At 41.4% G+C, this 22,403-nt stretch carries 25 protein-coding genes; 24 read left to right on the plus strand and 1 reads right to left on the minus strand.

Annotation, left to right across the window (positions count from 1 at the left end; all coding sequences use genetic code 11):
• The first annotated feature begins 7 nt into the window (after positions 1–7).
• The 17 genes from ndk (at position 8) to J7I96_RS23365 (ending at position 15,428) form a co-directional block, all read left to right on the plus strand.
• Complete coding sequence (ndk, locus tag J7I96_RS23285; RefSeq protein ID WP_034308008.1) at positions 8–454, plus strand: nucleoside-diphosphate kinase; 447 nt, start codon at positions 8–10, stop codon at positions 452–454.
• A gap of 185 nt (positions 455–639) precedes the next feature.
• A complete protein-coding gene (locus J7I96_RS23290) occupies positions 640–1,413 on the plus strand; it encodes a CheR family methyltransferase (RefSeq protein ID WP_214772055.1) in 774 nt (257 codons plus the stop codon).
• Between the two features lie 252 nt (positions 1,414–1,665).
• Entirely contained in the window at positions 1,666–2,838 is a 1,173-nt protein-coding gene (gene aroC, locus J7I96_RS23295) for a chorismate synthase (RefSeq protein ID WP_034308003.1), read from the plus strand.
• Between the two features lie 3 nt (positions 2,839–2,841).
• Positions 2,842–3,921 carry a 3-dehydroquinate synthase gene (aroB, locus tag J7I96_RS23300; RefSeq protein ID WP_214772054.1) on the plus strand — a complete coding sequence of 360 codons (1,080 nt, stop codon included), beginning with the start codon at positions 2,842–2,844 and terminating at the stop codon, positions 3,919–3,921.
• Between the two features lie 24 nt (positions 3,922–3,945).
• On the plus strand, positions 3,946–4,314 hold the full coding sequence (gene aroH / locus J7I96_RS23305) for a chorismate mutase (protein WP_214772053.1): 369 nt from the start codon (positions 3,946–3,948) through the stop codon (positions 4,312–4,314).
• A gap of 75 nt (positions 4,315–4,389) precedes the next feature.
• Entirely contained in the window at positions 4,390–5,502 is a 1,113-nt protein-coding gene (gene hisC / locus J7I96_RS23310; RefSeq protein WP_214772052.1) for a histidinol-phosphate transaminase, read from the plus strand.
• A gap of 47 nt (positions 5,503–5,549) precedes the next feature.
• The gene (locus J7I96_RS23315) at positions 5,550–6,653 is read left to right on the plus strand and encodes a prephenate dehydrogenase (RefSeq protein ID WP_214772051.1); all 1,104 of its coding nucleotides are present in this window, start codon (positions 5,550–5,552) and stop codon (positions 6,651–6,653) included.
• Between the two features lie 22 nt (positions 6,654–6,675).
• Positions 6,676–7,962, plus strand: a complete 1,287-nt coding sequence (gene aroA / locus J7I96_RS23320; protein ID WP_214772050.1) for a 3-phosphoshikimate 1-carboxyvinyltransferase — start codon at positions 6,676–6,678, stop codon at positions 7,960–7,962.
• Positions 7,963–8,331: 369 nt separating this feature from the next.
• Positions 8,332–9,603 (plus strand): tetratricopeptide repeat protein, encoded by a 1,272-nt coding sequence (locus J7I96_RS23325; RefSeq protein WP_214772049.1) that lies wholly within the window; start codon positions 8,332–8,334, stop codon positions 9,601–9,603.
• A gap of 41 nt (positions 9,604–9,644) precedes the next feature.
• Positions 9,645–10,196 carry a ReoY family proteolytic degradation factor gene (locus J7I96_RS23330; RefSeq protein ID WP_034307987.1) on the plus strand — a complete coding sequence of 184 codons (552 nt, stop codon included), beginning with the start codon at positions 9,645–9,647 and terminating at the stop codon, positions 10,194–10,196.
• A gap of 162 nt (positions 10,197–10,358) precedes the next feature.
• Positions 10,359–10,820, plus strand: a complete 462-nt coding sequence (locus J7I96_RS23335; RefSeq protein ID WP_214772048.1) for a YpiF family protein — start codon at positions 10,359–10,361, stop codon at positions 10,818–10,820.
• A 160-nt stretch (positions 10,821–10,980) separates the two neighbouring features.
• A complete protein-coding gene (locus J7I96_RS23340; protein ID WP_214772047.1) occupies positions 10,981–11,487 on the plus strand; it encodes a Rieske (2Fe-2S) protein in 507 nt (168 codons plus the stop codon).
• A 3-nt stretch (positions 11,488–11,490) separates the two neighbouring features.
• Positions 11,491–12,165, plus strand: coding sequence for a menaquinol-cytochrome c reductase cytochrome b subunit (gene qcrB / locus J7I96_RS23345; protein WP_034307974.1), 675 nt, complete (start codon positions 11,491–11,493; stop codon positions 12,163–12,165).
• A gap of 56 nt (positions 12,166–12,221) precedes the next feature.
• The gene (locus tag J7I96_RS23350) at positions 12,222–12,989 is read left to right on the plus strand and encodes a menaquinol-cytochrome c reductase cytochrome b/c subunit (protein WP_034307972.1); all 768 of its coding nucleotides are present in this window, start codon (positions 12,222–12,224) and stop codon (positions 12,987–12,989) included.
• Between the two features lie 177 nt (positions 12,990–13,166).
• Positions 13,167–13,763, plus strand: coding sequence for a lipoprotein heptaprenylglyceryl N-acetyltransferase LhaT (gene lhaT / locus J7I96_RS23355; protein WP_214772172.1), 597 nt, complete (start codon positions 13,167–13,169; stop codon positions 13,761–13,763).
• Positions 13,764–13,882: 119 nt separating this feature from the next.
• On the plus strand, positions 13,883–14,668 hold the full coding sequence (gene ypjB / locus J7I96_RS23360; protein ID WP_214772045.1) for a sporulation protein YpjB: 786 nt from the start codon (positions 13,883–13,885) through the stop codon (positions 14,666–14,668).
• An 85-nt stretch (positions 14,669–14,753) separates the two neighbouring features.
• Entirely contained in the window at positions 14,754–15,428 is a 675-nt protein-coding gene (locus J7I96_RS23365) for a zinc metallopeptidase (RefSeq protein WP_214772043.1), read from the plus strand.
• Positions 15,429–15,562: 134 nt separating this feature from the next.
• Here J7I96_RS23365 and J7I96_RS23370 read toward each other — a convergent pair whose 3' ends face one another.
• Entirely contained in the window at positions 15,563–16,435 is an 873-nt protein-coding gene (locus tag J7I96_RS23370; protein ID WP_053535584.1) for a YitT family protein, read from the minus strand.
• A gap of 168 nt (positions 16,436–16,603) precedes the next feature.
• Here J7I96_RS23370 and J7I96_RS23375 point away from each other — a divergent pair, with 168 nt between their 5' ends.
• Genes J7I96_RS23375 through J7I96_RS23405 form a run of 7 tightly spaced genes read left to right on the plus strand, consistent with a single transcriptional unit; the run spans position 16,604 to position 22,204 of the window.
• Positions 16,604–16,963 carry a nucleotide pyrophosphohydrolase gene (locus J7I96_RS23375; protein ID WP_214772170.1) on the plus strand — a complete coding sequence of 120 codons (360 nt, stop codon included), beginning with the start codon at positions 16,604–16,606 and terminating at the stop codon, positions 16,961–16,963.
• Entirely contained in the window at positions 16,956–17,756 is an 801-nt protein-coding gene (gene dapB / locus J7I96_RS23380) for a 4-hydroxy-tetrahydrodipicolinate reductase (RefSeq protein WP_214772042.1), read from the plus strand. The genes J7I96_RS23375 and dapB overlap by 8 nt, the downstream gene beginning before the upstream one ends.
• Positions 17,757–17,774: 18 nt before the next feature.
• Positions 17,775–18,200 (plus strand): methylglyoxal synthase, encoded by a 426-nt coding sequence (locus tag J7I96_RS23385; protein ID WP_048681639.1) that lies wholly within the window; start codon positions 17,775–17,777, stop codon positions 18,198–18,200.
• Positions 18,184–18,894: a bacillithiol biosynthesis deacetylase BshB1 gene (gene bshB1 / locus J7I96_RS23390; protein WP_214772039.1), complete on the plus strand. Its 711-nt coding sequence runs from the start codon at positions 18,184–18,186 to the stop codon at positions 18,892–18,894. Before J7I96_RS23385 ends, bshB1 begins: the two co-directional genes overlap by 17 nt.
• A 7-nt stretch (positions 18,895–18,901) precedes the next feature.
• Positions 18,902–20,041, plus strand: a complete 1,140-nt coding sequence (bshA, locus tag J7I96_RS23395; protein ID WP_214772037.1) for an N-acetyl-alpha-D-glucosaminyl L-malate synthase BshA — start codon at positions 18,902–18,904, stop codon at positions 20,039–20,041.
• 13 nt (positions 20,042–20,054) lie between these two features.
• Positions 20,055–21,239 (plus strand): CCA tRNA nucleotidyltransferase, encoded by a 1,185-nt coding sequence (locus tag J7I96_RS23400; RefSeq protein WP_214923448.1) that lies wholly within the window; start codon positions 20,055–20,057, stop codon positions 21,237–21,239.
• Complete coding sequence (locus tag J7I96_RS23405) at positions 21,224–22,204, plus strand: biotin--[acetyl-CoA-carboxylase] ligase (protein ID WP_214772033.1); 981 nt, start codon at positions 21,224–21,226, stop codon at positions 22,202–22,204. The genes J7I96_RS23400 and J7I96_RS23405 overlap by 16 nt, the downstream gene beginning before the upstream one ends.
• Positions 22,205–22,403 lie beyond the last annotated feature (199 nt).

Here is a 22,403-nt window from a genome sequence, read left to right on the forward strand (position 1 = left end):
GACATTCATGGAAAGAACATTTTTAATGGTAAAGCCTGACGGCGTTCAACGCAATTTAATCGGTGAAATCGTTTCCCGTTTCGAAAAGAAAGGCTTCCTTCTTGCAGGAGCAAAATTAATGGTCATTTCTCAAGAATTGGCTGAGCAACATTATGGCGAGCACAAAGAACGTCCTTTCTTTGGCGAATTAGTGGACTTCATTACTTCAGGTCCTGTCTTCGCAATGGTTTGGGAAGGTGAAAATGTAATCGCTACAGCACGTCAAATGATGGGTGCTACTAACCCTAAAGATGCAGCAGCAGCAACAATTCGTGGCGATTTTGCCGTAACTGTCGGCAAAAACATCATTCACGGATCTGATTCAGCTGAAAGCGCTGTACGTGAAATCGGTTTATTCTTCAAAGAAGAAGAACTTGTTGAGTATTCTAAACTTGTAAACGAGTGGGTTTATTAATTAGTACTCATCACTATATAGGAAGCGGGTTCCATCGTCATTATGCGATGGAACCCGTTTTTTTTGCATTGCTTTTTTAACTTCCCGGCATGGTAAGGAATTATTGTAGTTTAAAGAAAATATGGCACTCTCCGATATATAAAGGGCAGGACCACTTAAATATTATGTGCAGGGGAGTCGTAGGAATGCCTCAAGAATATGAAGAGTTTATTCGCAATATCAAAACGTTAACAGGCATTGATTTGGCATTATATAAGGAAGGGCAAATGAAAAGGCGATTGACATCTCTATATGAAAAAAGAGGATATCATTCATTTCGAGAATACTATAAAGACATTCAAACCAATCCAGAAGTTCTAAATGAGTTTCTGGATAGAATGACAATCAATGTTTCCGAATTTTATCGAAATGCGAAAAGATGGGAAGTATTGGAGCGGAAAATCCTTCCAGGGTTATTAGCAAGCAAAAAAAAGTTAAAGATTTGGAGTGCGGCCTGTTCAACTGGCGAGGAACCATACACGCTTGCCATGATTTTATCCAATCTGGTTCCACTTAGCCAGATAGAGATATTGGCGACGGATCTGGATGAAAATGTGTTGGCGCGAGCGAAATTGGGGATGTATCCTGAACGTTCCTTAAATGAAGTGCCTGAAGAAATCAAAAGGAAATACTTTGAAAAAAAAGCGGATTTTTATCGTGTTGATGAAGAAATTAAGAGAAGGGTAACATTTAAAAAGCAAAACCTTCTCGCTGATCGATTTGAACAGGGGTTCGATTTAATCATTTGCCGCAATGTGCTAATTTATTTCACGGAAGAAGCCAAAAATTTGTTATATGAAAAATTCAGTGCATCACTAAGAAGCGGCGGGGTTTTTTTTGTAGGAAGTACAGAGCAAATATTCACCCCTGGAAAATATCAATTTGAAACGATCGACACATTTTTTTACAAGAAAAAGTAAATACTTTTAAAAAAGGGACTGATTCTGCTCATGGGCGTTCAGTCCTTTTCGTTTGTCGAGTAATAGCAAATCCAGTAGAACTCTGATTTGAAAGATTAATCTATATCGAAAATGTTTAAGTACTTGTAAAGTAGAGTGAAAAGTGATTAAATTCAAACAATATGGTTTTTACGTTTTACATATACCCACATTTCATAAAATTGTGGTATATTGATACATATACACTTTAAAGTGCTAAAAGGGGGCTGGAAGATGAGATATTTAACAGCGGGAGAATCACATGGTCCGCAATTGACTACTATCATTGAAGGATTACCGGCAGGAATGCCGATTTCGAATGAGGATATCAATCAAGAATTGGGGCGCCGGCAAAAAGGGCATGGACGTGGAAGAAGGATGCAGATCGAGAAAGATCAGGCTTTTATTTCTTCAGGAATCAGACATGGCTACACACTCGGTTCACCGGTTGCTTTGGTGGTCGAGAACGATGATTGGAAACATTGGACAAAGATCATGGGAAGTGAAGGGCTTTCAGAAGAGGAAGCTGAAGAAATTAAACGTAAAATCACCCGGCCACGTCCTGGTCATGCCGACTTGAACGGCGGGATTAAATATGGGCACCGCGATTTGAGAAATGTCCTGGAACGCTCTTCGGCCCGTGAAACGACAGTAAGGGTGGCGGCAGGTTCTGTCGCAAAAAAACTATTGTCTTTATTGGGGATAGAAGTGGCATCACATGTTTTGGAAATTGGCGGAGTGAAGGCAGAACCGCCAAAATACGAAACGATCCAGCAATTGCAACAAGTAACAGAAGAATCTTCCGTAAGATGTTTCGACAAAAACGTAGAGCAGCAGATGAAGGATGCAATTGATGAAGCGAAACAAAAAGGAGATTCCATCGGCGGAATCGTCGAAGTCATTGTAGAAGGAATGCCGGTGGGAGTGGGGAGTTATGTGCATTATGACCGTAAGCTTGATGCAAAACTAGCCGCAGCGATAATGAGCATCAATGCATTTAAAGGTGTGGAAATAGGTCTAGGATTTGAAGCGGCCCATCTATTCGGCAGTGATGTCCATGATGAAATCGCATGGGATGAAGAACAGGGTTATTACCGCAAAACCAATCGCCTCGGCGGTTTTGAAGGCGGTATGACAACTGGAATGCCAATAGTTGTACGCGGTGTGATGAAGCCGATCCCCACTTTATATAAACCTTTGAAAAGTGTTGATATTGATACGAAGGAAGTGTTTGAAGCAAGTGTCGAGCGTTCCGATAGTTGTGCGGTTCCTGCAGCAGCAGTAGTTGCTGAGGCGGTAGTCGCATGGGAACTGGCGGCTGCCATCGTTGATCAATTCCCTTCAGATCGTTATGAGCAATTAGCAGAGTACATAAGATCATATCGGGAAGAAGTAAAGGGGTTTTAAATCATGGAATCCATCCAAATAAAAACGGCTTCCAAGCAATATCCGGTTTTAATTGGCAAGAAGGCAATCAATGAATTGCCCGAATTAATAACACATGAACTGAATCATCTAAACAAGATTCTGATCATAACTGATGAGAAAGTGGCGGCACTTCATTTGCAGACTGTGAAGGACGCCCTGATCAAGACGGGAAAACCGGTTTTGCATCATGTAGTGCCAGAAGGGGAGCATGCTAAAACATTCGATGTGTTTTATGAATGCCAAAGCTTCTGCTTATCCAAACAAATGAATCGCAAGTCATTGATTATCGCCCTTGGCGGCGGTGCTGTCGGTGATTTGGCTGGATTCGTTGCAGCTACTTTTATGAGAGGGATTCCATTTATACAGGTTCCGACGACTTTGCTTGCCCACGATAGTGCAGTGGGCGGCAAGGTTGCCATTAATCACCCGCTAGGGAAAAATATGATTGGGGCCTTTCATCAGCCTGAAGCGGTCATTTATGATCTGGAATTTTTAAAGACTCTGCCACTTAAAGAATTAAGGTCAGGTTTTGCAGAAGTCATTAAACATTCCTTGATAGCAGATAATGAGTTTTATCTATGGTTAAAGTCGAATATTGTTGATTTGAATGATATAACGGATGAGCAATTCCTTACCATGATTACAAAGGGGATTGGCATTAAAGCTAAAATTGTCGAAGAGGATGAGAAGGAAAACGGCATTCGTGCCTTTTTGAATTTTGGTCATACGCTTGGACATGCAGTGGAAGGTTCAATGGGATACGGAAACTTTACGCATGGGGAATCGATTTTAATCGGGATGGTATATGCTCTTAAATTAAGCAGAAAGAAAGTGGATCTCGATTTTAAACTAGATGAGTTTATTGACTGGGTTGCTTATTTAGGATATCAAATAACCATTCCAACCCGACTTGAACATGCAATTCTGCTTGAATTAATGAAAACAGACAAAAAATCGGTCAATGATGCAGCTACCTTTGTTCTGCTAAACGAAGTGGGGTCACCGCTATTAATGGATATGGCCGACTCTGAGCTGATAGAGGAAATGGCGGAGATGATTTAGAGTTCAGGAGAAGGGGGACTATGTGTGATAAGAGGAATAAGGGGTGCCACTACAGTAGAAAGAGACACAGAAATGGAAGTGATTTCAGCTGTCGAAAAGTTGATGTCCGAGATCATTCAGGTCAACGAAATTGATCCCGATATGGTAGCTTCTGTATTTTTTTCTGCTACGGAAGAGATTCGTTCTGTTTTTCCTGCCAAAGCCTTGAGGAAATTCGAAGGCTGGACTTATGTACCGGTTACATGCATGAAAGAAATACCGGTGAGCAATTCCTTGCCATTTTGCATCCGGGTCATGATTCACGTAAATACGACGAAATCTCAAAAAGAGATACAGCATGTATACCAGGCAGGGGCTACGGTATTACGGCCAGATTTGACAAAGCAGATATAAAATGATTATAAATCTATGATATACTATTCTCACACTTTCTTACTTTAAAGTGATAAAAATATAGAGGTGATTGACATGAAATGGAATGAAGCGGTCCTTTCCTTGAAGTCTTATCAACCGGGAAAATCCACTGATGAAGTGAAAAAATTATACGGGTTGGAAAAAATCACGAAATTAGCTTCAAATGAAAACCCTTTTGGCTGTTCGGAAAAGGTCAAGGAATCCGTTAAGAATGCAACCCATTCGTTTGCCATCTATCCAGATGGATATGCAACGATGCTAAGAGAAGCTGTTGCGAAACATACAGGTGTGAAAGAAACTCAGCTTATTTTTGGAAATGGATCTGATGAGAACATTCAAATCATCTCCAGGAGTCTATTGGGAGCTGGGAAGAATACGGTCATGGCAACAGGCACTTTTTCGCAGTATCGCCATAATGCCACGCTAGAAGGAGCGGAAATCAGGGAAGTTCCTCATATTGACGGTGCTCATGATCTAGAAGGAATGCTTAAAGTAATAGATGATGAAACAGCGGTTGTCTGGCTTTGTACACCAAATAATCCAACAGGTAAATACATTTCGGAACATGACTTATTATCGTTCATCGAAAAAGTGCCGGAAGATGTTCTTATCGTTTTGGATGAAGCTTATTGTGAATATGCAACGGCTGAGGATTACCCGAGAACGAACCAATGGATTAATAAATATAAAAATTTGATCATACTCCGGACTTTCTCGAAAATTTATGGACTGGCCAGTTTTAGGGTAGGGTACGGTTTGGCGGATGAGGATATCATCCAGAAACTAGATCCATCCCGGGAACCATTCAATGTGAACACATTTGCACAGAATATTGCAATCGTCGCTTTGGAAGATCAGGCCTTCATTGAAAAATGCAAGGAAGAAAATCAAAAAGGGCTAAAGCAGTACTATGAATTTTGCAATAAGGAAAATTTGGCTTATTACCCGTCACAAGGTAATTTCATCTTTATCCATTTTAAACAGGATGCCGATGTGGTATTTCAATATTTGCTTGAGCGCGGCTTCATCGCAAGGTCGGGGAAATCTTTCGGTTTTCCTAACAGCCTGAGGGTAACGATTGGTTCTACGGAAGAAAATGAAGGAATGATCCATGCTATTAAAGCTTTTTTGAATGAAGTTGAGGCACCTTCTGATTCGCTGCTTTAACGTTTCATCAAACCTAGAGGAGCATAAAAGATGCGGGGGAGAGAAGAGTGAAGGGTAAGGTTTTTGTAATAGGTTTAGGTCTAATAGGCGGATCACTGGCCATGGCTGTACGCCATGCACATCCTGAAGCCGTGATTGTTGGTATGGACCTAAGTGAAAAGAATGTTCAACTATCGATGCTATTGGGGATCATTGATGATTCTGTATCATCTTTGGAAGCGGGAGCATGTGAAGCTGATTTGATTCTACTTGCTGTGCCTGTCAATGAAACCGTGAAGATTTTAGCTCAATTGGCTGAAATGGATTTAAAAAGTGATGTCCTCATATCTGATGCAGGAAGTACGAAGGATACAGTCGTTAAGGCAGCGAAACCATTGATAGATAAAGGGGTGGCCTTCATCGGGGGGCACCCTATGGCTGGTTCCCATAAGAGTGGCGCTGCGGCAGCAAAATTACATTTATTCGAACATGCATTTTATTTGCTTACTCCCGGGGATTCCATCAAAGAAGAAAAAGTTGAGCAGCTGAAAGGGTGGCTGCAGGGGACAAGAGCTAACTTTCTTATTGTTAGTCCTGCCACACACGATAAGCTGACTGGGGTCATTAGCCATTTTCCGCATATTGTCGCATCGGGGCTCGTTAAGCAGGCAGAGAATTACAGTAAGGAAAACAAATTGATTTCAAGGCTCGCAGCAGGCGGATTCCGGGATATTACCAGAATCGCCTCAAGCAGTCCGGAAATGTGGCGTGACATTTTGTTACATAACCGGGATGTGCTGCTTGAATTAATGAATGATTGGCTGAATGAAATGGAGCATATAAAAGGTCTGGTTGCGAATGAAGATAGTGAAGAAATCCTTCGATTCTTTACCGATGCCAAGATTTTCAGGGATGATTTGCCGACACATGCGAAAGGCGCCATACCAGCGTTTTATGATTTATATATCGATATACCGGATTATGCCGGAATAATTTCAGAGATTACCGGATATTTGGCACAAGAAGGTATCAGCATTACAAACATCAGGATCATTGAAACCAGGGAAGAGATATACGGTGTGCTGGTCATCAGTTTCCAAACGGATGTTGATCGCATAAAAGCTGCGGAGTGTATTTCAAGACATACAGATTATGAAACGATCCTGGCATAATAATTTAGGGAAGGATGGTTTTATGAATACAAAAAAATTACAAACGAACATCCAAACATTGCGTGGTTCGATTGCCATACCTGGAGATAAGTCGATCTCCCATCGTTCGATAATGTTTGGAGCCCTTGCCGAAGGGGAAACGACAGTAACTAATTTTCTTCCAGGAGCTGATTGTTTAAGTACGATTTCCTGTTTTAAGCAGCTTGGAGTCCATATTGAACAAGATGGCCAGCACGTCAAAATTGAAGGCAAAGGTTTTAATGGATTAAAGGAACCTGAATCAGTACTGGATGTCGGAAATTCCGGTACCACGATCAGGTTAATGATGGGCATATTGGCAGGACAGGATTTTTCAGCCGTTTTGGCAGGTGACGAATCGATAGCCAAACGTCCAATGACCCGGGTAGTCAACCCTCTTCGTCAGATGGGGGCAACCATTGATGGCCGAAAAGGAGCCGAATATACCCCCCTCGCCATAAGAGGAGGCAAATTGCAAGGGTTTCGCTATGAATTGCCTGTAGCGAGTGCACAGGTGAAATCTGCGATAATCTTGGCTGGTTTACAGGCAGAGGGTGAAACGATCATTATCGAACCGGAAGAGACCCGTGATCATACAGAACGAATGATCCAGGAGTTTGGCGGTAAAATCGAAAAGGACGGCCATACGATTAAAGTAAGCGGAAATCAAGTCTTCAAAGGGACGGCCATCCATGTGCCGGGTGATATTTCTTCGGCAGCTTTCTTCATGGTGGCTGCAGCGATTACGGAAAATAGTGAAGTGGTATTAAAGAATGTGGGCCTTAATTCGACAAGGACTGGAATCATCGAAGTCATGAAATCGATGGGGGCTGATATCACGATAGAGAAGAAGACGAGCGAGGGTGAACCTGCAGGTGACATCACGGTCAGAAGCTCCCGATTAAAAGGAACGACCATCAGCGGTGATTTAATTCCCCGTCTCATCGATGAAATACCGGTAATTGCACTTCTGGCGACACAGGCAGAAGGGATAACGACGATCAAGGATGCAGCAGAATTAAAAGTGAAAGAGACGAATCGAATTGATACTGTTGCAAATGAGCTTTCCATCCTGGGGGCAGATATAACCCCGACAGCAGACGGATTGATCATCAAAGGCCGTAAAGCCCTGAATGGAGGTACGGTTACAAGCCATGGGGATCATCGTATCGGGATGATGCTTGCTGTAGCGGCTTTGATAACGGATGGGGAAGTGGAACTTGCCGACCCTGATGCCATCGATGTATCATATCCACAATTTTTTGGCCATTTGACGCAATTGATAAAGTAAATATAAAAAAAGTTTACATACCTTATTTGGTCTGTAAACTTTTTTTAAATGCTTAAAAGTGTTGAAAGCGCTAACATCGGGGCTTTTTTCAACCTGTATTGATCATGAAAATAATGAAAAAGGGGTTCAAGATCAAAAAGGAGATTTACCGTAGCGTGGAGAATTAACTAGTAACCTTTTTTTAATGAGAATGGGAGGGGACTTCATCGATGGAATACAAGGCTGCAGTATGGTAAACTAATGAATACTGTTTACTATGCATCTCGCGATTACATGGTATTTTGTTCTCAATGGCAGAGTATGTTACATTAAGGCGTGAGTGTGTATGACTAGGGACCAAGTCTATCATGCAAAAGGAAGGATTCAACAATGAACACAGTGGAACAAGTTATACAGCATTTAAAAAAAGGGGAATTAACAGAAGCTCTTAAACATATAAATCGAATTAAATCATCAGAGTCAGCAGAGGACATTTTATTGCTGGCCGAAGAAATGCTCCAGCTTGGCTTTGCCGAAGAGGCAAAAGAACTTTTTGAACATCTGCTGCAACTCTATCCCGATGAAGGAGAATTGATTGTTTCGTTGGCAGAAATCCTGATTGATATGGACCAGGAAGATGAAGCGATGCTGATGCTTGAAAAAGTAAGTGCAGATGATGAAGTATATCCAAGTGCTTTGCTTTTGGAAGCGGACCTTTATCAATTACAGGGGATGGATGAGGTCAGCGAACGGAAATTACTGCAGGCTAAGGAAATGCTTCCAGATGAGGTCATCATTGATTTTGCACTAGCTGAACTGTTCTTTCATCAAGGCAGGGATCAGGAAGCCATTGCAAATTACATAAAGGTTTTGGAACAGGAACAAGAAATCGCTGGTGTTAATGTCAATCAGAGGCTTGCTGAAGCATTAAGCAGCTCGGGCAAGTTCGAGGAGGCCCTTCCGCACTTTGAAAAGGCCTTGAAGGATGGACTTGAAATCAATACTCTATTTGAATATGCATTTACAGCTTTTCAGGCAGGTCTTTATGAGACAGCCGTACGAAAGTTTATTGAACTGAAAGAATTAGATCATGAATATCATTCACTATATTTGTACCTGGCAAAGAGTTATGAACATCTTGAAGATCTCGAAAATGCCTTGAAAACGGTCAAAGAAGGAATCAAGGCTGATGAATTCAATAAGGAACTTTACTTCTTCGGTGGTAAAATAGCCTTGAAAAGCGGGCTTGACGAAGAGGCTGAAAATCTATTTAAAGAAGCACTTGCCATTGATCCGGGATATCTGGAAGCTGCACTCACCCTTTTGAAATTGTATATGCACCAAGAAAGGTATGAAGATGTATTGGAGTGTATAGGTGAAGTAAGGCGATATGGAGAGGATGATCCTCAGTTTGACTGGATAGCTGCTGTATCATATCAGCATACCGAACAATTTAAAGAGTCATTAACCAGCTATCATAAAGCATATAATTCATTCAAGAGCAATCAAGATTTCCTTGAAGATTATGGTTTCTTTTTAATTGAAGAAGGAGACAGAGCCACATCTAGAGAAGTATTTAATAAGCTGCTTGAGATGAATCCGGCGAATGATGAGTATGCAATGATTTTGGAGCGGCTAGGTGAAAGCACAGAGGATATGTAGATAAGTGAAACACAACTAAATCAAGACAGAGGAGGGAATTCATGGTGGCTGCCCCTGTTTCTGTGAATGAGAAGAAGGATTTTATTCGGTGGTTCTTAAATCATTATCAACTGAAGCGAAGAGAATGCGTGTGGATATTGAATTACTTAATGAGTCATGATCAACTGATGAAAAAGGTTCATTTTGTAGAAAATGCACAATATTGCCCCCGTGGACTGATCATGTCGACACATTGTGTGGATGAGGTCCCTTTCAGGTTCTATAAGTCCAATATCATGACGACCGATGCAGAGAAATCTTTTCATGATATCCGTTTAAATCGGGACGAAGACATTTATATTCAGCTTAATTTTAAATCGTCTTACTCTTCCTATCAATATGCAGCGGTACTCGAGCACAATCCCTTCATGCCGAAATCGACGGCATCGAATGAAAAAGATCAGCTGCTAGCTGAACAATTTTTAGAAAGAAGCATGTTGTATTTTCAAAGGGACCGTCTTCTTAAGGAAATCGATGAAGCACTTGATAAGCATGATGAACAAGCATTTAAGGATTTAACCGAACAATTGAATCAATTGAAAGTACTTGGATGAAATAAATTGACCTTTCCGTAATCAGGAAAGGTTTTTATTTTTTATAAAACATTGATAAAATCCACATTTTTGTAAAGACTATGGGTATATGGTAAAGATGTTATAAAAATAATGGTAAAATGATAAGGAGTTGATTCAAAAAATCGGGAGTGAAGAAAAAACATGAAGTGGACAGCAAAAGATCTTGACATGTTTATGCAGTCAAAAGAGTATGTGGATACCGTTTTGATTCCTTTGGTTCCCCTATCTTTTAAAGGGCAAATGAAGCAATCGGGCTCAATGAATGAATTTCTTACCATTTTAAGCTTGGAAATTGAAAAGCAGATGAAAGGTAGAATTCTTTTATTGCCGACATTTCATTATTTAAGTGATGAAATGGATAAGGTTGAACGGTTAAAGCGTTGGGCCAATGAAGTGAAAGAAAATAATTTCGAGCATGTTTTCTTTCTTACATCGGATTTCGAGTGGAAAAAAGAAGAGCGGGAATTGGAAAATAATTTAGTATGGATTCCTGCCATTCCCTTGGAGGGGCTTGAAATTGAACAAGCAAGGGAAATGATTAACCAGCAAGTTCTCCAAATCCTTGATATTTTCTCTTATAATTGGAAAAATGAAAAAAAGTAGGATTTTTCGCATTATTTGACACATAGTTGCCACCTTTTGGGTTTTACAAATATTGACCTTGGTAAATTATTGAGATATCATGGAAATGTCCTAGTTTTATAGTGTCGCTATTTATTGGTCCTTTGGGCTCTCAGTATAGTAATAGAGGGGGGGAAAACGCATGAGCAAGCATAATGTTTCACGACGTCAATTCCTTAATTACACACTTACTGGCGTTGGTGGATTTATGGCGGCCGGTATGTTGATGCCTATGGTTAGGTTTGCAATTGATCCTGTATTATCAGCTGATAAAGGCGGGGATTACGTTGCAACTAAGCAGAAGGTAGGTGAACTGACTACCGAACCAACCCGTGTCGACTTTAGTTTTAAACAGGTCGATGGGTGGTATGAGTCTGAAGAAACAAATACAGCTTGGGTTTACAAAACGGAAGATGGTAAGATCGTTGCTTTATCTCCAATCTGTAAACATTTGGGCTGTACGGTAGGGTGGAATACGGATAAGACTAATCCGAATCAATTTTTCTGTCCTTGCCATTATGGCAGGTATACGAAAGATGGGATGAATGTGAAAGGGACACCGCCGGTTTCACCATTGGATGTCTTTGACACGAAAGAAAAAGATGGAATACTTTATTTGGGTCAACTAAAACCGCACGGGGAGGCGTAAACATTGCTAACAAAGTTATATGACTGGGTGGACGAGCGTTTAGATATTACGCCGTTATGGCGGGATATTGCTGACCATGAGGTTCCTGAACATGTTAACCCCGCACATCATTTTTCCGCATTCGTATATTGTTTTGGTGGGTTAACTTTCTTCATTACGGTCATCCAAATATTGTCAGGCATGTTCTTGACGATGTACTATGTCCCGGACATTAAAAACGCTTGGGAATCTGTTTATTATTTGCAAAATGAAGTTGCCTTCGGTCAAATTGTCCGTGGTATGCATCACTGGGGAGCAAGTCTAGTTATCGTTATGATGTTTTTACATACTCTTCGTGTCTTCTTCCAGGGAGCTTACAAAAAACCGCGTGAATTGAACTGGATGGTCGGCGTATTGATTTTCTTCATCATGCTGGCATTAGGCTTGACTGGTTATTTATTGCCATGGGATATGAAAGCGCTATTCGCAACGAAAGTTACGTTGACAATTGTCGAATCGGTACCGTTGATGGGACCGGCACTCAAGACATTGATAGCAGGAGATCCAACAATCGTTGGAGCACAGACATTGACACGATTCTTTGCAATTCATGTATTCTTCCTGCCAGCAGCATTATTTGCTTTACTAGCGGCTCATTTCCTGATGATCCGAAAACAAGGTATTTCAGGTCCGCTATAAAAGAATGGTGAACCAAAAACCAAAAAAACCTTTTCATAAAGGAGGGGAATTGTTCAATGCATCGTGGGAAAGGTATGAAATTCGTAGGTGACTCGCGTATCTCCGCGGACCGTAAACCGAATATTCCGAAAGATTATTCAGAATATCCTGGGAAAACTGAAGCATTTTGGCCTAATTTCCTTTTAAAAGAATGGATGGTAGGAGCTGTATTTCTTGTAGGTTACCTATGCCTGACAATCGCGCATCCGTCACCATTGGAAAGGATAGCAGATCCAACAGATACAGGGTATATTCCTCTGCCGGACTGGTATTTCCTATTCCTTTACCAATTACTTAAGTATACCTATGCTTCAGGTCCTTATAATGCTATCGGGTCCATGGTAATACCTGGCTTGGCTTTTGGAGCGTTGCTCTTGGCACCTTTTTTAGATCGTGGTCCAGAGCGGAGCCCGGCGAAACGTCCTTTTGCTGTAGGCTTCATGCTATTGGCAATGGCTGGCGTTTTCTATCTAACATGGGAGTCCGCAGCCCATCACGATTGGGAAGCTTCCAAGAAGCAAGGAGCCATCGTGGAAGGTGCAGACATTGATAAAGAGAGCGATGGGTATAAATTGATGGATTCTAATGGCTGTATTAGCTGTCATGGAGCAGAATTAACTGGTGGGGCAGGAGCGCCAAGCTTAATTGACACTGGATTGAAGCCAGAAGAAATTTCTAAAATCGCAGTCAAAGGCCAGGGTGCCATGCCAGCTGGCATGTTCAAAGGTACAGATGAAGAACTGAAAACATTAGCTGAATTTGTATCTGGTTTATCGACAAAGTGATATAGCCATAAACTTCAATTTCTTTCATAGGCTGCAAATAAAGCTGACGACTACGGTTGTCGGCTTTTTTATTGGTAAATTGAAGCGTATATGAGAAGAATATGAAATGAATACTTGGTTTTCTGGTTGATGGCCTGTAAAATGAATATACTTGAGAATGTAAGTGAGGGTATAAGAATGAATGTTATTTACAGTTTGCTTGCAAACCGGCAAATGCTATCTTTGTTATTATTAATAAATATATTCGGTACTGCCTATGGATATTATTGGTACGGTAGTCAATTGGAAAACACTCCGGCGATTTTTTTGGCATTTGTGCCGGACAGTCCGACAGCTAGCCTGTTCTTTGTATTTGTTTTATTGGGGTTTCTGTTAAGAAGGAATTTCGGACTTATGGAAGCGTTGGCGATCATAACTCTATTCAAATATGGAATATGGGCGGTTGCAATGAATCTGATGACCTTCGTGACAACCGGTTCATTGCCATGGGAAGGTTATATGTTAATGGCTTCTCACTTGGGGATGGCGATACAAGGGGTATTATATGCACCATTTTATCGAATAAAACCTTGGCATTTGATAGTGGCTGCGATTTGGACCATACATAATGACATAATCGATTATGTTTTTGAAATGATGCCAATTTATCGTGATTTATTGGTATATATGAAATCGATAGGTTATTTCACTTTTTGGCTCAGTATACTATCCATTTATGTCGGCTGGTACTTTGGATATAGAAAAAAGCGGACCACCCTATCCATCATCCATTAAAAAGTTAACTCGTAATACAGCTTTTTAAAAGCAGGGTTAACTTTTTTATGTTGAACGAGGTCTACTCATGTTTTTTCTTTCATATCGTTTTAGTAGAGATATGAGGAGGGACGAGTAGCATGTTGAAAAAATTCATATTAACCATTGCTGTTTTATTTGTCGTCTTACATTTCCCTGTCTATGCAGAATCCTCTTCAAGTTTGGAGCAATTAGATGACATTTCCGATAGAGCCTTGGAAATGACCAAGTTGAAGCGATATGGAGATTCGGAAAAGATGTTGACGTTTTTTTCTGACCGGTTTTTAAAAGAGACAGCGAAAGAGCAGATCCTTGATATGGACGAACTTCGAATTATCACTGTAGCTCATAATGAGGCGTTGATGACAATAAAGGATATGAACAAGGGAGATTCCGAAAAGGTTAATTCTGTTACAAAGTTCCGGCTTGTTGTTGATGCGGTCAAGTCCACCCATCAGCCTCTTTGGACGGAGATGGAGGATCAAATGATGAATTCTTTCCAGCAGACAAAGAATGCCGCGATCAATCAAGACACAATTACCTTCAATAGCCAATTGAACTTATTCCTATCACAATATGAAATGATATATCCAAGCTTGAAAGTCGACCTTTCTAAAGAAACGATGCAGCAACTGGACACGAGGATTCAATACATCAACCAATACCGTCCGGAGGTAATCAGTGATGGAGAAAGTCAAAAGGAACTGGATGCGTTGCAAAACGAACTAACCTCCATTTTTGATGATATGGGGGAAGATGATGCAGATCCTTCCCTTTGGTGGGTCATCATATCGACAGGCTCAATCATCATCATGACGCTTTCTTATGTAGGCTGGAGAAAATATAAAGGGGATAGGGAAAAACCAAGGAAAGAACATAATGATTAAAAAGACAGGGGAAGAGAACACTATATTTGACACGGTTGCCTTCAATCCATAGAATTAAGAGTAATAATAGTTATAGGAGGATACCATGTATTTCATTTATTTGGCGATTATCATTTTAATCCCGATTTATGCACAAATGAAAGTGAAAAGCACATATAAAAAATATTCAAAGGTATCGGCCTCATCCGGTATGAGCGGTGCTGAGACGGCACGGGCCATTTTAGATCAAAATGGACTGTTCAATGTCAGGGTCGAAGAGACGCCTGGAATGCTTTCGGACCATTATGACCCAAGGGATAAAACAGTGCGTTTATCAACGGATAACTATCACGGCCATTCAGTTGCCGGTGTAGCGGTAGCAGCCCATGAAGTTGGACATGCGATTCAAGATAAAGAAGCCTATGCATTCTTGCGTTTCCGTCATGCATTAGTACCGGTAGCTAATTTTGGCTCTAACATATCTTGGATTTTGATATTAATCGGGATGTTAGCTTCAATCCCTGAGTTGCTATTGGCTGGTATCGTATTTATGGCAGCCGCTGTATTGTTCCAAGTGATAACCCTGCCGGTTGAATTCAATGCCTCTTCTCGGGCGATGGATCAACTCGTTTCCGCCGGGGTCATCCGGAATGATGAAGAACGGGAAACGAAAAAAGTATTAAGTGCCGCTGCGATGACTTATGTTGCTGCCGCTCTTGTAGCCGTTCTGGAATTAGTTCGCCTTCTGCTTATGTATACTGGAATGAGGGAAGAAGATTAATGAGAAAAGGACACCATCTTGGGATGGGGTCCTTTTTTCATTTTTAAGAGTATTTCTGCACAAGCTAATAAAATTCAGTTGGACAGGGCAACATTCATAAGGGTTGCATTCAATCGGTATGTACAGTCAATGGATCACCTTTCAATGGGATTCTTGTTCTCATCAAGGGTAAAGCCCTCACCCAATACGTCATGAACTTCACTGACTGATACAAATGCATGAGGGTCCACAGAAGTTATGGCATTTTTTAAGCGGACTAACTCATTTTTCCCAACAACACAATAGAGGACTTCCCGGTCATTGCGTGTAAAGGACCCATAGCCCCTTAATACAGTTACGCCCCGCTCCATATCATTCATGATTTTTTCGGCAATTTCCTTGTTTTTATCACTAATGATCATTGCACCTCTGGCAGCATAGGCTCCTTCTTGCATAAAGTCGATTACTCGGGCACCTATAAAAACGGCAACAAGGGTATACATCGCTTGCCGGTAATCCAGGTAGGTAAGGATGGACAGGCCAATGACGACCGCATCAAAGATGAACATGGTCCGACCCATGCCCACCCCTAAGTAACGATGGGCAAAACGGGCAATGATATCCACTCCGCCTGTTGTACCGCCGTAACGAAAAATGATGCCCAGCCCGACACCAACCGAGACCCCGGCAAACAATGCCACAAGCATCAAATCATTACCGAGATTGATTTCAAATTCGTATCTCTCGAAAACCCATAGCCAAACGGAGAGGCCAACCGTTCCGATAATCGTATAAAAGAAAGATGTGCGACCTAAATATTTCCACCCGATTAAAAATAAGGGAATATTCAAAATCAAATTAGAATAAGAAGGATTTATCCCGATAAGTTGATATATAATCAAGGTGAGACCGGTGAATCCGCCCTCGGCCAAGTTGTTCTGCATGTTAAAATGCACGAGGCCAAATGCGAATATTCCAGCCCCAAAAAGGATGAATATGATATTTTTCAATTTTAAGCCCAAAAGCATGTCCCATACCTCCAAAGGTTTGCATAGCATTAATTTACTTATTATAACTAATTAACCAACTATGGGCAATTTTGATTCGCAAACGTATCTGTTGTCATCTGTTTCACTTTTAGCTAACATGGAGAAGGTATGATGTTTGAAAACGAAAATCAAGAATGGGTGACTCATATGGAAAAGCAAAAGACGATCCAACAAATGCAAGCGGAAGTCGACCGATACATAGGACAATTTAAAGAAGGATATTTCAGCCCTCTGGCCATGCTCGCCCGCTTGTCTGAAGAACTTGGGGAATTGGCTAGGGAAGTCAATCATTACCATGGTGAAAAACCAAAGAAGGCGACAGAAGAAGAAAATACCATTGAAGCGGAATTGGGGGACATGCTTTTTGTGTTGATTTGTTTTGCCAATTCTTTAGGGATCGATCTTCAAAACTCGCATGATTCGGTCATGGAGAAATTTACAACCCGCGATAAAGATAGATGGACAAGAAAAGAAGAGGAAATGAAGGAGGAAAATAAAGATGAGTAAAGTGAAAGTGATTGTAGCAGGTCCACGAGGCAGAATGGGAAATGAAGCGGTGAAGCTTGTACATAGGACAGAAGGGTTTGAATTGGCAGCTGTCATAGACCGCAAGCATAACGGGGAAAGCCTTTCCGCAATAGAAGGTTTTCACGGGATTGAAGCACCGGTTTTTTCTGATATAAATGAATGCTTTTCTTCTGTAGAGGCAGACGTATTGATCGATTTGACCACACCGGAAGTGGGCATGTTCCATACCGAAACGGCACTTAATCATGGCATCCGCCCTGTAGTGGGAACGACTGGTTTTACAAAAGAGGATTTAGCAAAGCTGGAATCATTGACAAAAGAAAAGGGCATTGGTTGCATCATCGCGCCAAACTTTGCAATTGGCGCCATTTTGATGATGAAGTTCTCCCAAATGGCCGCAAAGTATTTCCCGGATGTGGAAATCATAGAAATGCACCATGATCAAAAACTGGATGCACCTTCTGGAACTGCTTCCAAAACGGCAGACATGATTGCAGCTGTACGTGAAACAAAACAACAGGGGCACCCTAATGAAAAAGAAACCATCCAGGGGGCAAGAGGTGCAAATGTAGATGGCATGCATATCCACAGTGTCCGTCTGCCGGGACTCGTTGCCCATCAACAGGTGCTTTTCGGAAGTGATGGAGAGCTATTGACGGTTAGGCATGATTCCTTTAATCGAGCTTCATTCATGTCAGGAGTCAAACTTGCTGTCGATACCGTCATGAAATTGGATGTTCTTGTATACGGCCTGGAAAATATTATTGAATAGGGATCAGGAGGATTTACGATGAAAATTGCCTTAATTGCCCATGATATGAAAAAAGAAGATATCATTCAATTTGTGACAGCCTATAAAGATGTATTTGAGCAGCATGAATTATTTGCAACAGGTACGACTGGGAAACGAATCATGGAAGAAGTATCACTGCCTGTCCATCGTTTTCATTCAGGACCTCTTGGCGGGGATCAGGAAATAGGTGCAATGATTGCACGCGGAGAAATGGACATGGTCCTATTTTTCCGCGATCCTTTGACATCACAGCCGCATGAACCTGATGTATCGGCGCTTATCCGCCTATCAGATGTATATGAAATACCCTTGGCAACGAATATGGGCACTGCAGAAGTGCTCATACAAGGTTTGAAACATGGATATATGGACTGGCTAAAACTAAGGCAAAAACAAGGTGAGATAAATGATAAACAAAAGTAACATAGATATCCTGGCTTTCGGGGCACATGCGGATGATGTTGAAATCGGTATGGGTGGCACAATCGCTAAATATGTGCAACAAGGCAGGAAAATTGTCATTTGTGATTTGACAAAAGCTGAAATGTCGTCCAATGGAACCGTTCCACTGCGGCAAGAGGAAGCCGATAAGGCTGCTGAAATCCTTGGGGTGAAGAGGATTTCCCTTGATCTACCCGACAGGGGTTTATACATGAAGGCGGAATACATAAACCAAATCATCACGGTCATTCGCCAATATAAACCTGCACTTGTATTTGCACCATTTTTGGAAGATCGCCATCCTGATCATGGTAACTGTGCCAAATTAGTCGAGGAAGCAGTTTTTTCGGCAGGAGTAAGAAAGTATATGGAAGAAGAAGGTCTGGATTCCCATCGAATCCAAAATATGCACTATTATATGATCAATGGGTTTCACAAACCGGACTTCGTCGTGGATATCACGTCTACAATATCGAAAAAGCTGGATAGCCTTAGGGCATATGGGAGCCAATTCGAAAAAAGTCAGGTATCTGTAGAAACACCGTTGGTTAATGGCTATATCGAGACTGTAGAGGCACGGGAGCGGATGTTTGGCAAAGAAGTGGGTGTCGCCTTTGCGGAGGGATTCATGACAAAAAAACCGTTACTGATCAATGCCGATTTGTTAGGAGAATAATAATCTTATGAAATTAAAAATTGGAATTACCTGTTACCCGACAGTTGGGGGTTCTGGTGTCGTAGCAACTGAATTAGGTAAGATGCTTGCAGAAAAAGGACATGAAATACATTTCATTTCTTCAAGCATCCCTTTTCGCTTAAATAAGATGTACTGTAATATTTTTTATCACCAGGTTGAAGTGAACTCATATTCAGTCTTTCAATATCCGCCATATGACCTGGCACTTGCAAGCAAGATGGCGGATGTCGTAAAACGGGAGAAATTAGATATCCTTCACGTTCACTATGCAATTCCACATGCTGTTTGTGCGATCCTTGCAAAGCAGATGTCAGGTAATGAAGTAAAGATCGTAACGACACTGCATGGTACGGATATTACCGTTTTGGGCCATGATCCCTCATTGACCAATTTGATTAAATTCGGCATAGAGCAATCAGATGTCGTTACAGGAGTATCTAATTCCCTTGTTCAGCAAACACATGAATTAATCGCGCCGGAAAAGGAAATCAAAACCGTCTATAATTTCATTGATGAAAGGGAGTACCATAAATCCGATTCCGATTACCTTAAAGATGAATACGGAATCAGGAAAGATGAAAAAGTGATCATACATGTTTCGAATTTCCGTTCGGTCAAGCGAGTGAAAGATGTCATCCAGGCGTTTTATTTAACTCAAAAGAAGATGCCTGCAAAGCTACTGCTCGTAGGAGACGGGCCGGAAGTGACAACCGTATTGAAATTGGCTAAAGATCTTGGAATCGATGATGCGGTCTTGTTCCTTGGCAAGCAGGATAACCTTGCGGAATTATATTCAATCAGTGATTTGATATTCCTGTTATCGGAAAAAGAGAGTTTCGGACTTGTGCTGCTCGAAGCGATGGCATGTGGAGTTCCTTGTATCGGGACGAATATCGGGGGAATACCTGAAGTCATCGTTGATGGGGAGACTGGTTATATTTGTGAATTGGGAGATGTCAAAATGGTTGCTGAAAAAGCGGTTGGACTTTTAAGCGACCCGAGTTTGCATAAACGGTTTTCTGAAGCTGCTATGGAAAGGGCCAATACTGATTTCCATAGTGATACGATTATGTCAGAGTATGAAGCCATCTACATTCAAGCACTTGAAGGTAAATCCATGGAATAGGGAGGAGACGCTGATGGATCGATTATTCTTGAAATCAGTACCCATTCTGGAATTGATTGAAGAAGCAGGATATGAGGCTTATTTCGTTGGCGGCTCTGTAAGGGATTATATCCTTGGCAGGCCAATAAACGATGTGGACATCGCTACTTCCGCAACACCCCAGGAAATCAAAAGGATTTTTCCTAATACGGCTGATATCGGAATCGACCACGGTACAGTGCTTGTCATTACGGATACGGGTACATACGAAATTACGACGTTTAGAACGGAAAGCGGGTATTCGGACTTTCGCAGGCCCGATGCCGTAAAGTTTGTCCGTTCTTTGACCGAAGATTTGCAAAGAAGAGATTTTACCATGAATGCAATAGCAATGGATAGGACCGGAAAGATCATCGATCCATTTAATGGTAAGCGCGATTTGGCACAAAAAAGGATTATCACAGTTGGTAACCCGCATGAAAGGTTTCATGAAGATGCATTGAGAATGATGCGTGCTTTAAGGTTCGTCAGTCAACTTGATTTTGAATTGGATCAAGAAACCTTTGATTCCCTTAAAGAGAACGCCCAGAACATCAGTGAAATCGCTGTCGAGAGAATTCTGGTTGAATTTGAGAAACTAGCGGCCGGGTCCAATAAGATAAAGGCTTTCTCACTCTTGTTGGAAAGCGGATTATATCAATACCTGCCTCTATTCTCAAGTAAAAAAGATCATCTGATGGACTTACTGAACCTGCCGCTTCATCAACTGAATGCTGCAGAAATATGGTCTATCATCATGATTCACACAAATGATCAAGAAATCGAAGAGGCTTTGAGGGCATGGAAGCTGCCATTGAAAACTATAAGAAACGTTCAACGTACGATAAAGCTGGTGAAGAGTAAAGAACCATCAGCCATCGATGTATTTCAGGCAGGTCATGGCATAACGGTACAAGCTGCTAAAGTCAGAGCTGCACTGAAAGCCGGGAATGTATCGGATGCTGAAGAGAATTCACACCAACGCTACAATGAACTTATTATAAAACAAATGTCGGATCTTGATGTCACGGGGACGGATTTATTGATTTGGCATCAAGAAAAACCAGGTCCATGGGTCAAGGAATACTTGGAAAAAATATTGAAAGCTGTCTTGAATGAAGAATTAAGAAATGATAAAGAAGAAATTAAGAGGTGGCTGGAGAAATGCAATCTGAGTTAAGAACAAAGCTGATGGAAGCCCTCTCAAAAGCGGATGGTGCGTTTATATCCGGTCAGGAAATTGCTGAATACATTGGCTGTTCGCGCACAGCGGTCTGGAAGCATATAGAAGACCTGCGAAGTGAAGGGTATAATGTCGAAGCTGTTAGGAAAAAAGGCTACCGGATCATATCGGCGCCGGAAAAAGTATCCGAGAGCGAAATACAACTTGGCTTGGAAACAAAAACGATCGGCAAGATGATACATTATCAGGAAACTGTGGAATCCACTCAAAAAATTGCGCATCAACTAGCAAATGAAGGCGTTCAGGAGGGAACCCTCGTCGTTGCCGAGGAGCAGTTATCCGGAAAAGGAAGGCTAATGAGATCTTGGCATTCCCCAAAATTCAGCGGGATATGGATGAGTCTCATCCTAAGACCGAAAATTCCGATTCATGAGGCGCCACAACTTACATTATTGGCCGCGGTCGCTATAGCTCAGGCTATAGAGGATACCACTGATTTGAAGCCGCAAATAAAGTGGCCTAATGATATTTTGGTGAATCGCAAGAAAGTGGTGGGCATCCTTACGGAGATGCAGGCGGAGTCAGATAGAATCCATTCTGTCATTATCGGAATTGGAATGAATATCAATCAGCAATTGGAGGATTTTCCTGAAGAACTGCAGGAAAAAGCGTCTTCCCTTCTCATTGAAAGTGGAGGGACGGTTTCAAGGTCCAAGGTCATTCAACGAGCATTATTTCGCCTGGAAAATTTGTACGAACTATATTTAGATCAAGGGTTCATGCCTATAAAGGATTTATGGGAGAGTTATGCGATCAGTCTTGGACAGGTAATCAAAGCCAGTACCGTTAATGACACGATTATCGGAAAAGCATTGGGCATAACGGATTCAGGCGTCTTACTTCTTGAAGACGGAAAAGGAACCGTACATTCGATATATTCTGCAGATATTGAAATTCAGTAGGTTTTTGTCAAATTCGTGAAAATTAAATAGAAATATTCAATTTGGCTTGTTATAATGCAAGTGGGCAGTATCTCATGTGAACTGCACCCCCATAAATACCAAATTATATGAAAATCTGCCTTGATCCAGAGAACTGGACTGGGACGGAGGGATGAAACTTCTGATGAAACAAAGGGATTGACTAAAAAGCTAAGTGCTG

The sequence above is a fragment of the Bacillus sp. ISL-78 genome, assembly GCF_018613455.1.
Taxonomy (GTDB): Bacteria; Bacillota; Bacilli; order Bacillales; family DSM-1321; genus Peribacillus; species Peribacillus frigoritolerans.

What these genes read in the sequence shown, in the direction of transcription:
- ndk (WP_034308008.1), top strand. Translation starts at nt 8, where the DNA reads ATGGAAAGAACATTTTTAATGGTAAAGCCTGACGGCGTTCAACGCAAT.
- J7I96_RS23340 (WP_214772047.1), top strand. Translation starts at nt 10,981, where the DNA reads ATGAGCAAGCATAATGTTTCACGACGTCAATTCCTTAATTACACACTT.
- ypjB (WP_214772045.1), top strand. Translation starts at nt 13,883, where the DNA reads ATGTTGAAAAAATTCATATTAACCATTGCTGTTTTATTTGTCGTCTTA.
- J7I96_RS23375 (WP_214772170.1), top strand. Translation starts at nt 16,604, where the DNA reads ATGGAAAAGCAAAAGACGATCCAACAAATGCAAGCGGAAGTCGACCGA.
- lhaT (WP_214772172.1), top strand. Translation starts at nt 13,167, where the DNA reads ATGAATGTTATTTACAGTTTGCTTGCAAACCGGCAAATGCTATCTTTG.
- J7I96_RS23290 (WP_214772055.1), top strand. Translation starts at nt 640, where the DNA reads ATGCCTCAAGAATATGAAGAGTTTATTCGCAATATCAAAACGTTAACA.
- J7I96_RS23350 (WP_034307972.1), top strand. Translation starts at nt 12,222, where the DNA reads ATGCATCGTGGGAAAGGTATGAAATTCGTAGGTGACTCGCGTATCTCC.
- J7I96_RS23325 (WP_214772049.1), top strand. Translation starts at nt 8,332, where the DNA reads ATGAACACAGTGGAACAAGTTATACAGCATTTAAAAAAAGGGGAATTA.
- J7I96_RS23385 (WP_048681639.1), top strand. Translation starts at nt 17,775, where the DNA reads ATGAAAATTGCCTTAATTGCCCATGATATGAAAAAAGAAGATATCATT.
- dapB (WP_214772042.1), top strand. Translation starts at nt 16,956, where the DNA reads ATGAGTAAAGTGAAAGTGATTGTAGCAGGTCCACGAGGCAGAATGGGA.
- J7I96_RS23335 (WP_214772048.1), top strand. Translation starts at nt 10,359, where the DNA reads ATGAAGTGGACAGCAAAAGATCTTGACATGTTTATGCAGTCAAAAGAG.
- J7I96_RS23405 (WP_214772033.1), top strand. Translation starts at nt 21,224, where the DNA reads ATGCAATCTGAGTTAAGAACAAAGCTGATGGAAGCCCTCTCAAAAGCG.
- J7I96_RS23365 (WP_214772043.1), top strand. Translation starts at nt 14,754, where the DNA reads ATGTATTTCATTTATTTGGCGATTATCATTTTAATCCCGATTTATGCA.
- hisC (WP_214772052.1), top strand. Translation starts at nt 4,390, where the DNA reads ATGAAATGGAATGAAGCGGTCCTTTCCTTGAAGTCTTATCAACCGGGA.
- aroA (WP_214772050.1), top strand. Translation starts at nt 6,676, where the DNA reads ATGAATACAAAAAAATTACAAACGAACATCCAAACATTGCGTGGTTCG.
- bshB1 (WP_214772039.1), top strand. Translation starts at nt 18,184, where the DNA reads ATGATAAACAAAAGTAACATAGATATCCTGGCTTTCGGGGCACATGCG.
- aroB (WP_214772054.1), top strand. Translation starts at nt 2,842, where the DNA reads ATGGAATCCATCCAAATAAAAACGGCTTCCAAGCAATATCCGGTTTTA.
- aroC (WP_034308003.1), top strand. Translation starts at nt 1,666, where the DNA reads ATGAGATATTTAACAGCGGGAGAATCACATGGTCCGCAATTGACTACT.
- J7I96_RS23370 (WP_053535584.1), bottom strand. Translation starts at nt 16,435, where the DNA reads ATGCTTTTGGGCTTAAAATTGAAAAATATCATATTCATCCTTTTTGGG.
- J7I96_RS23330 (WP_034307987.1), top strand. Translation starts at nt 9,645, where the DNA reads ATGGTGGCTGCCCCTGTTTCTGTGAATGAGAAGAAGGATTTTATTCGG.
- J7I96_RS23400 (WP_214923448.1), top strand. Translation starts at nt 20,055, where the DNA reads ATGGATCGATTATTCTTGAAATCAGTACCCATTCTGGAATTGATTGAA.
- bshA (WP_214772037.1), top strand. Translation starts at nt 18,902, where the DNA reads ATGAAATTAAAAATTGGAATTACCTGTTACCCGACAGTTGGGGGTTCT.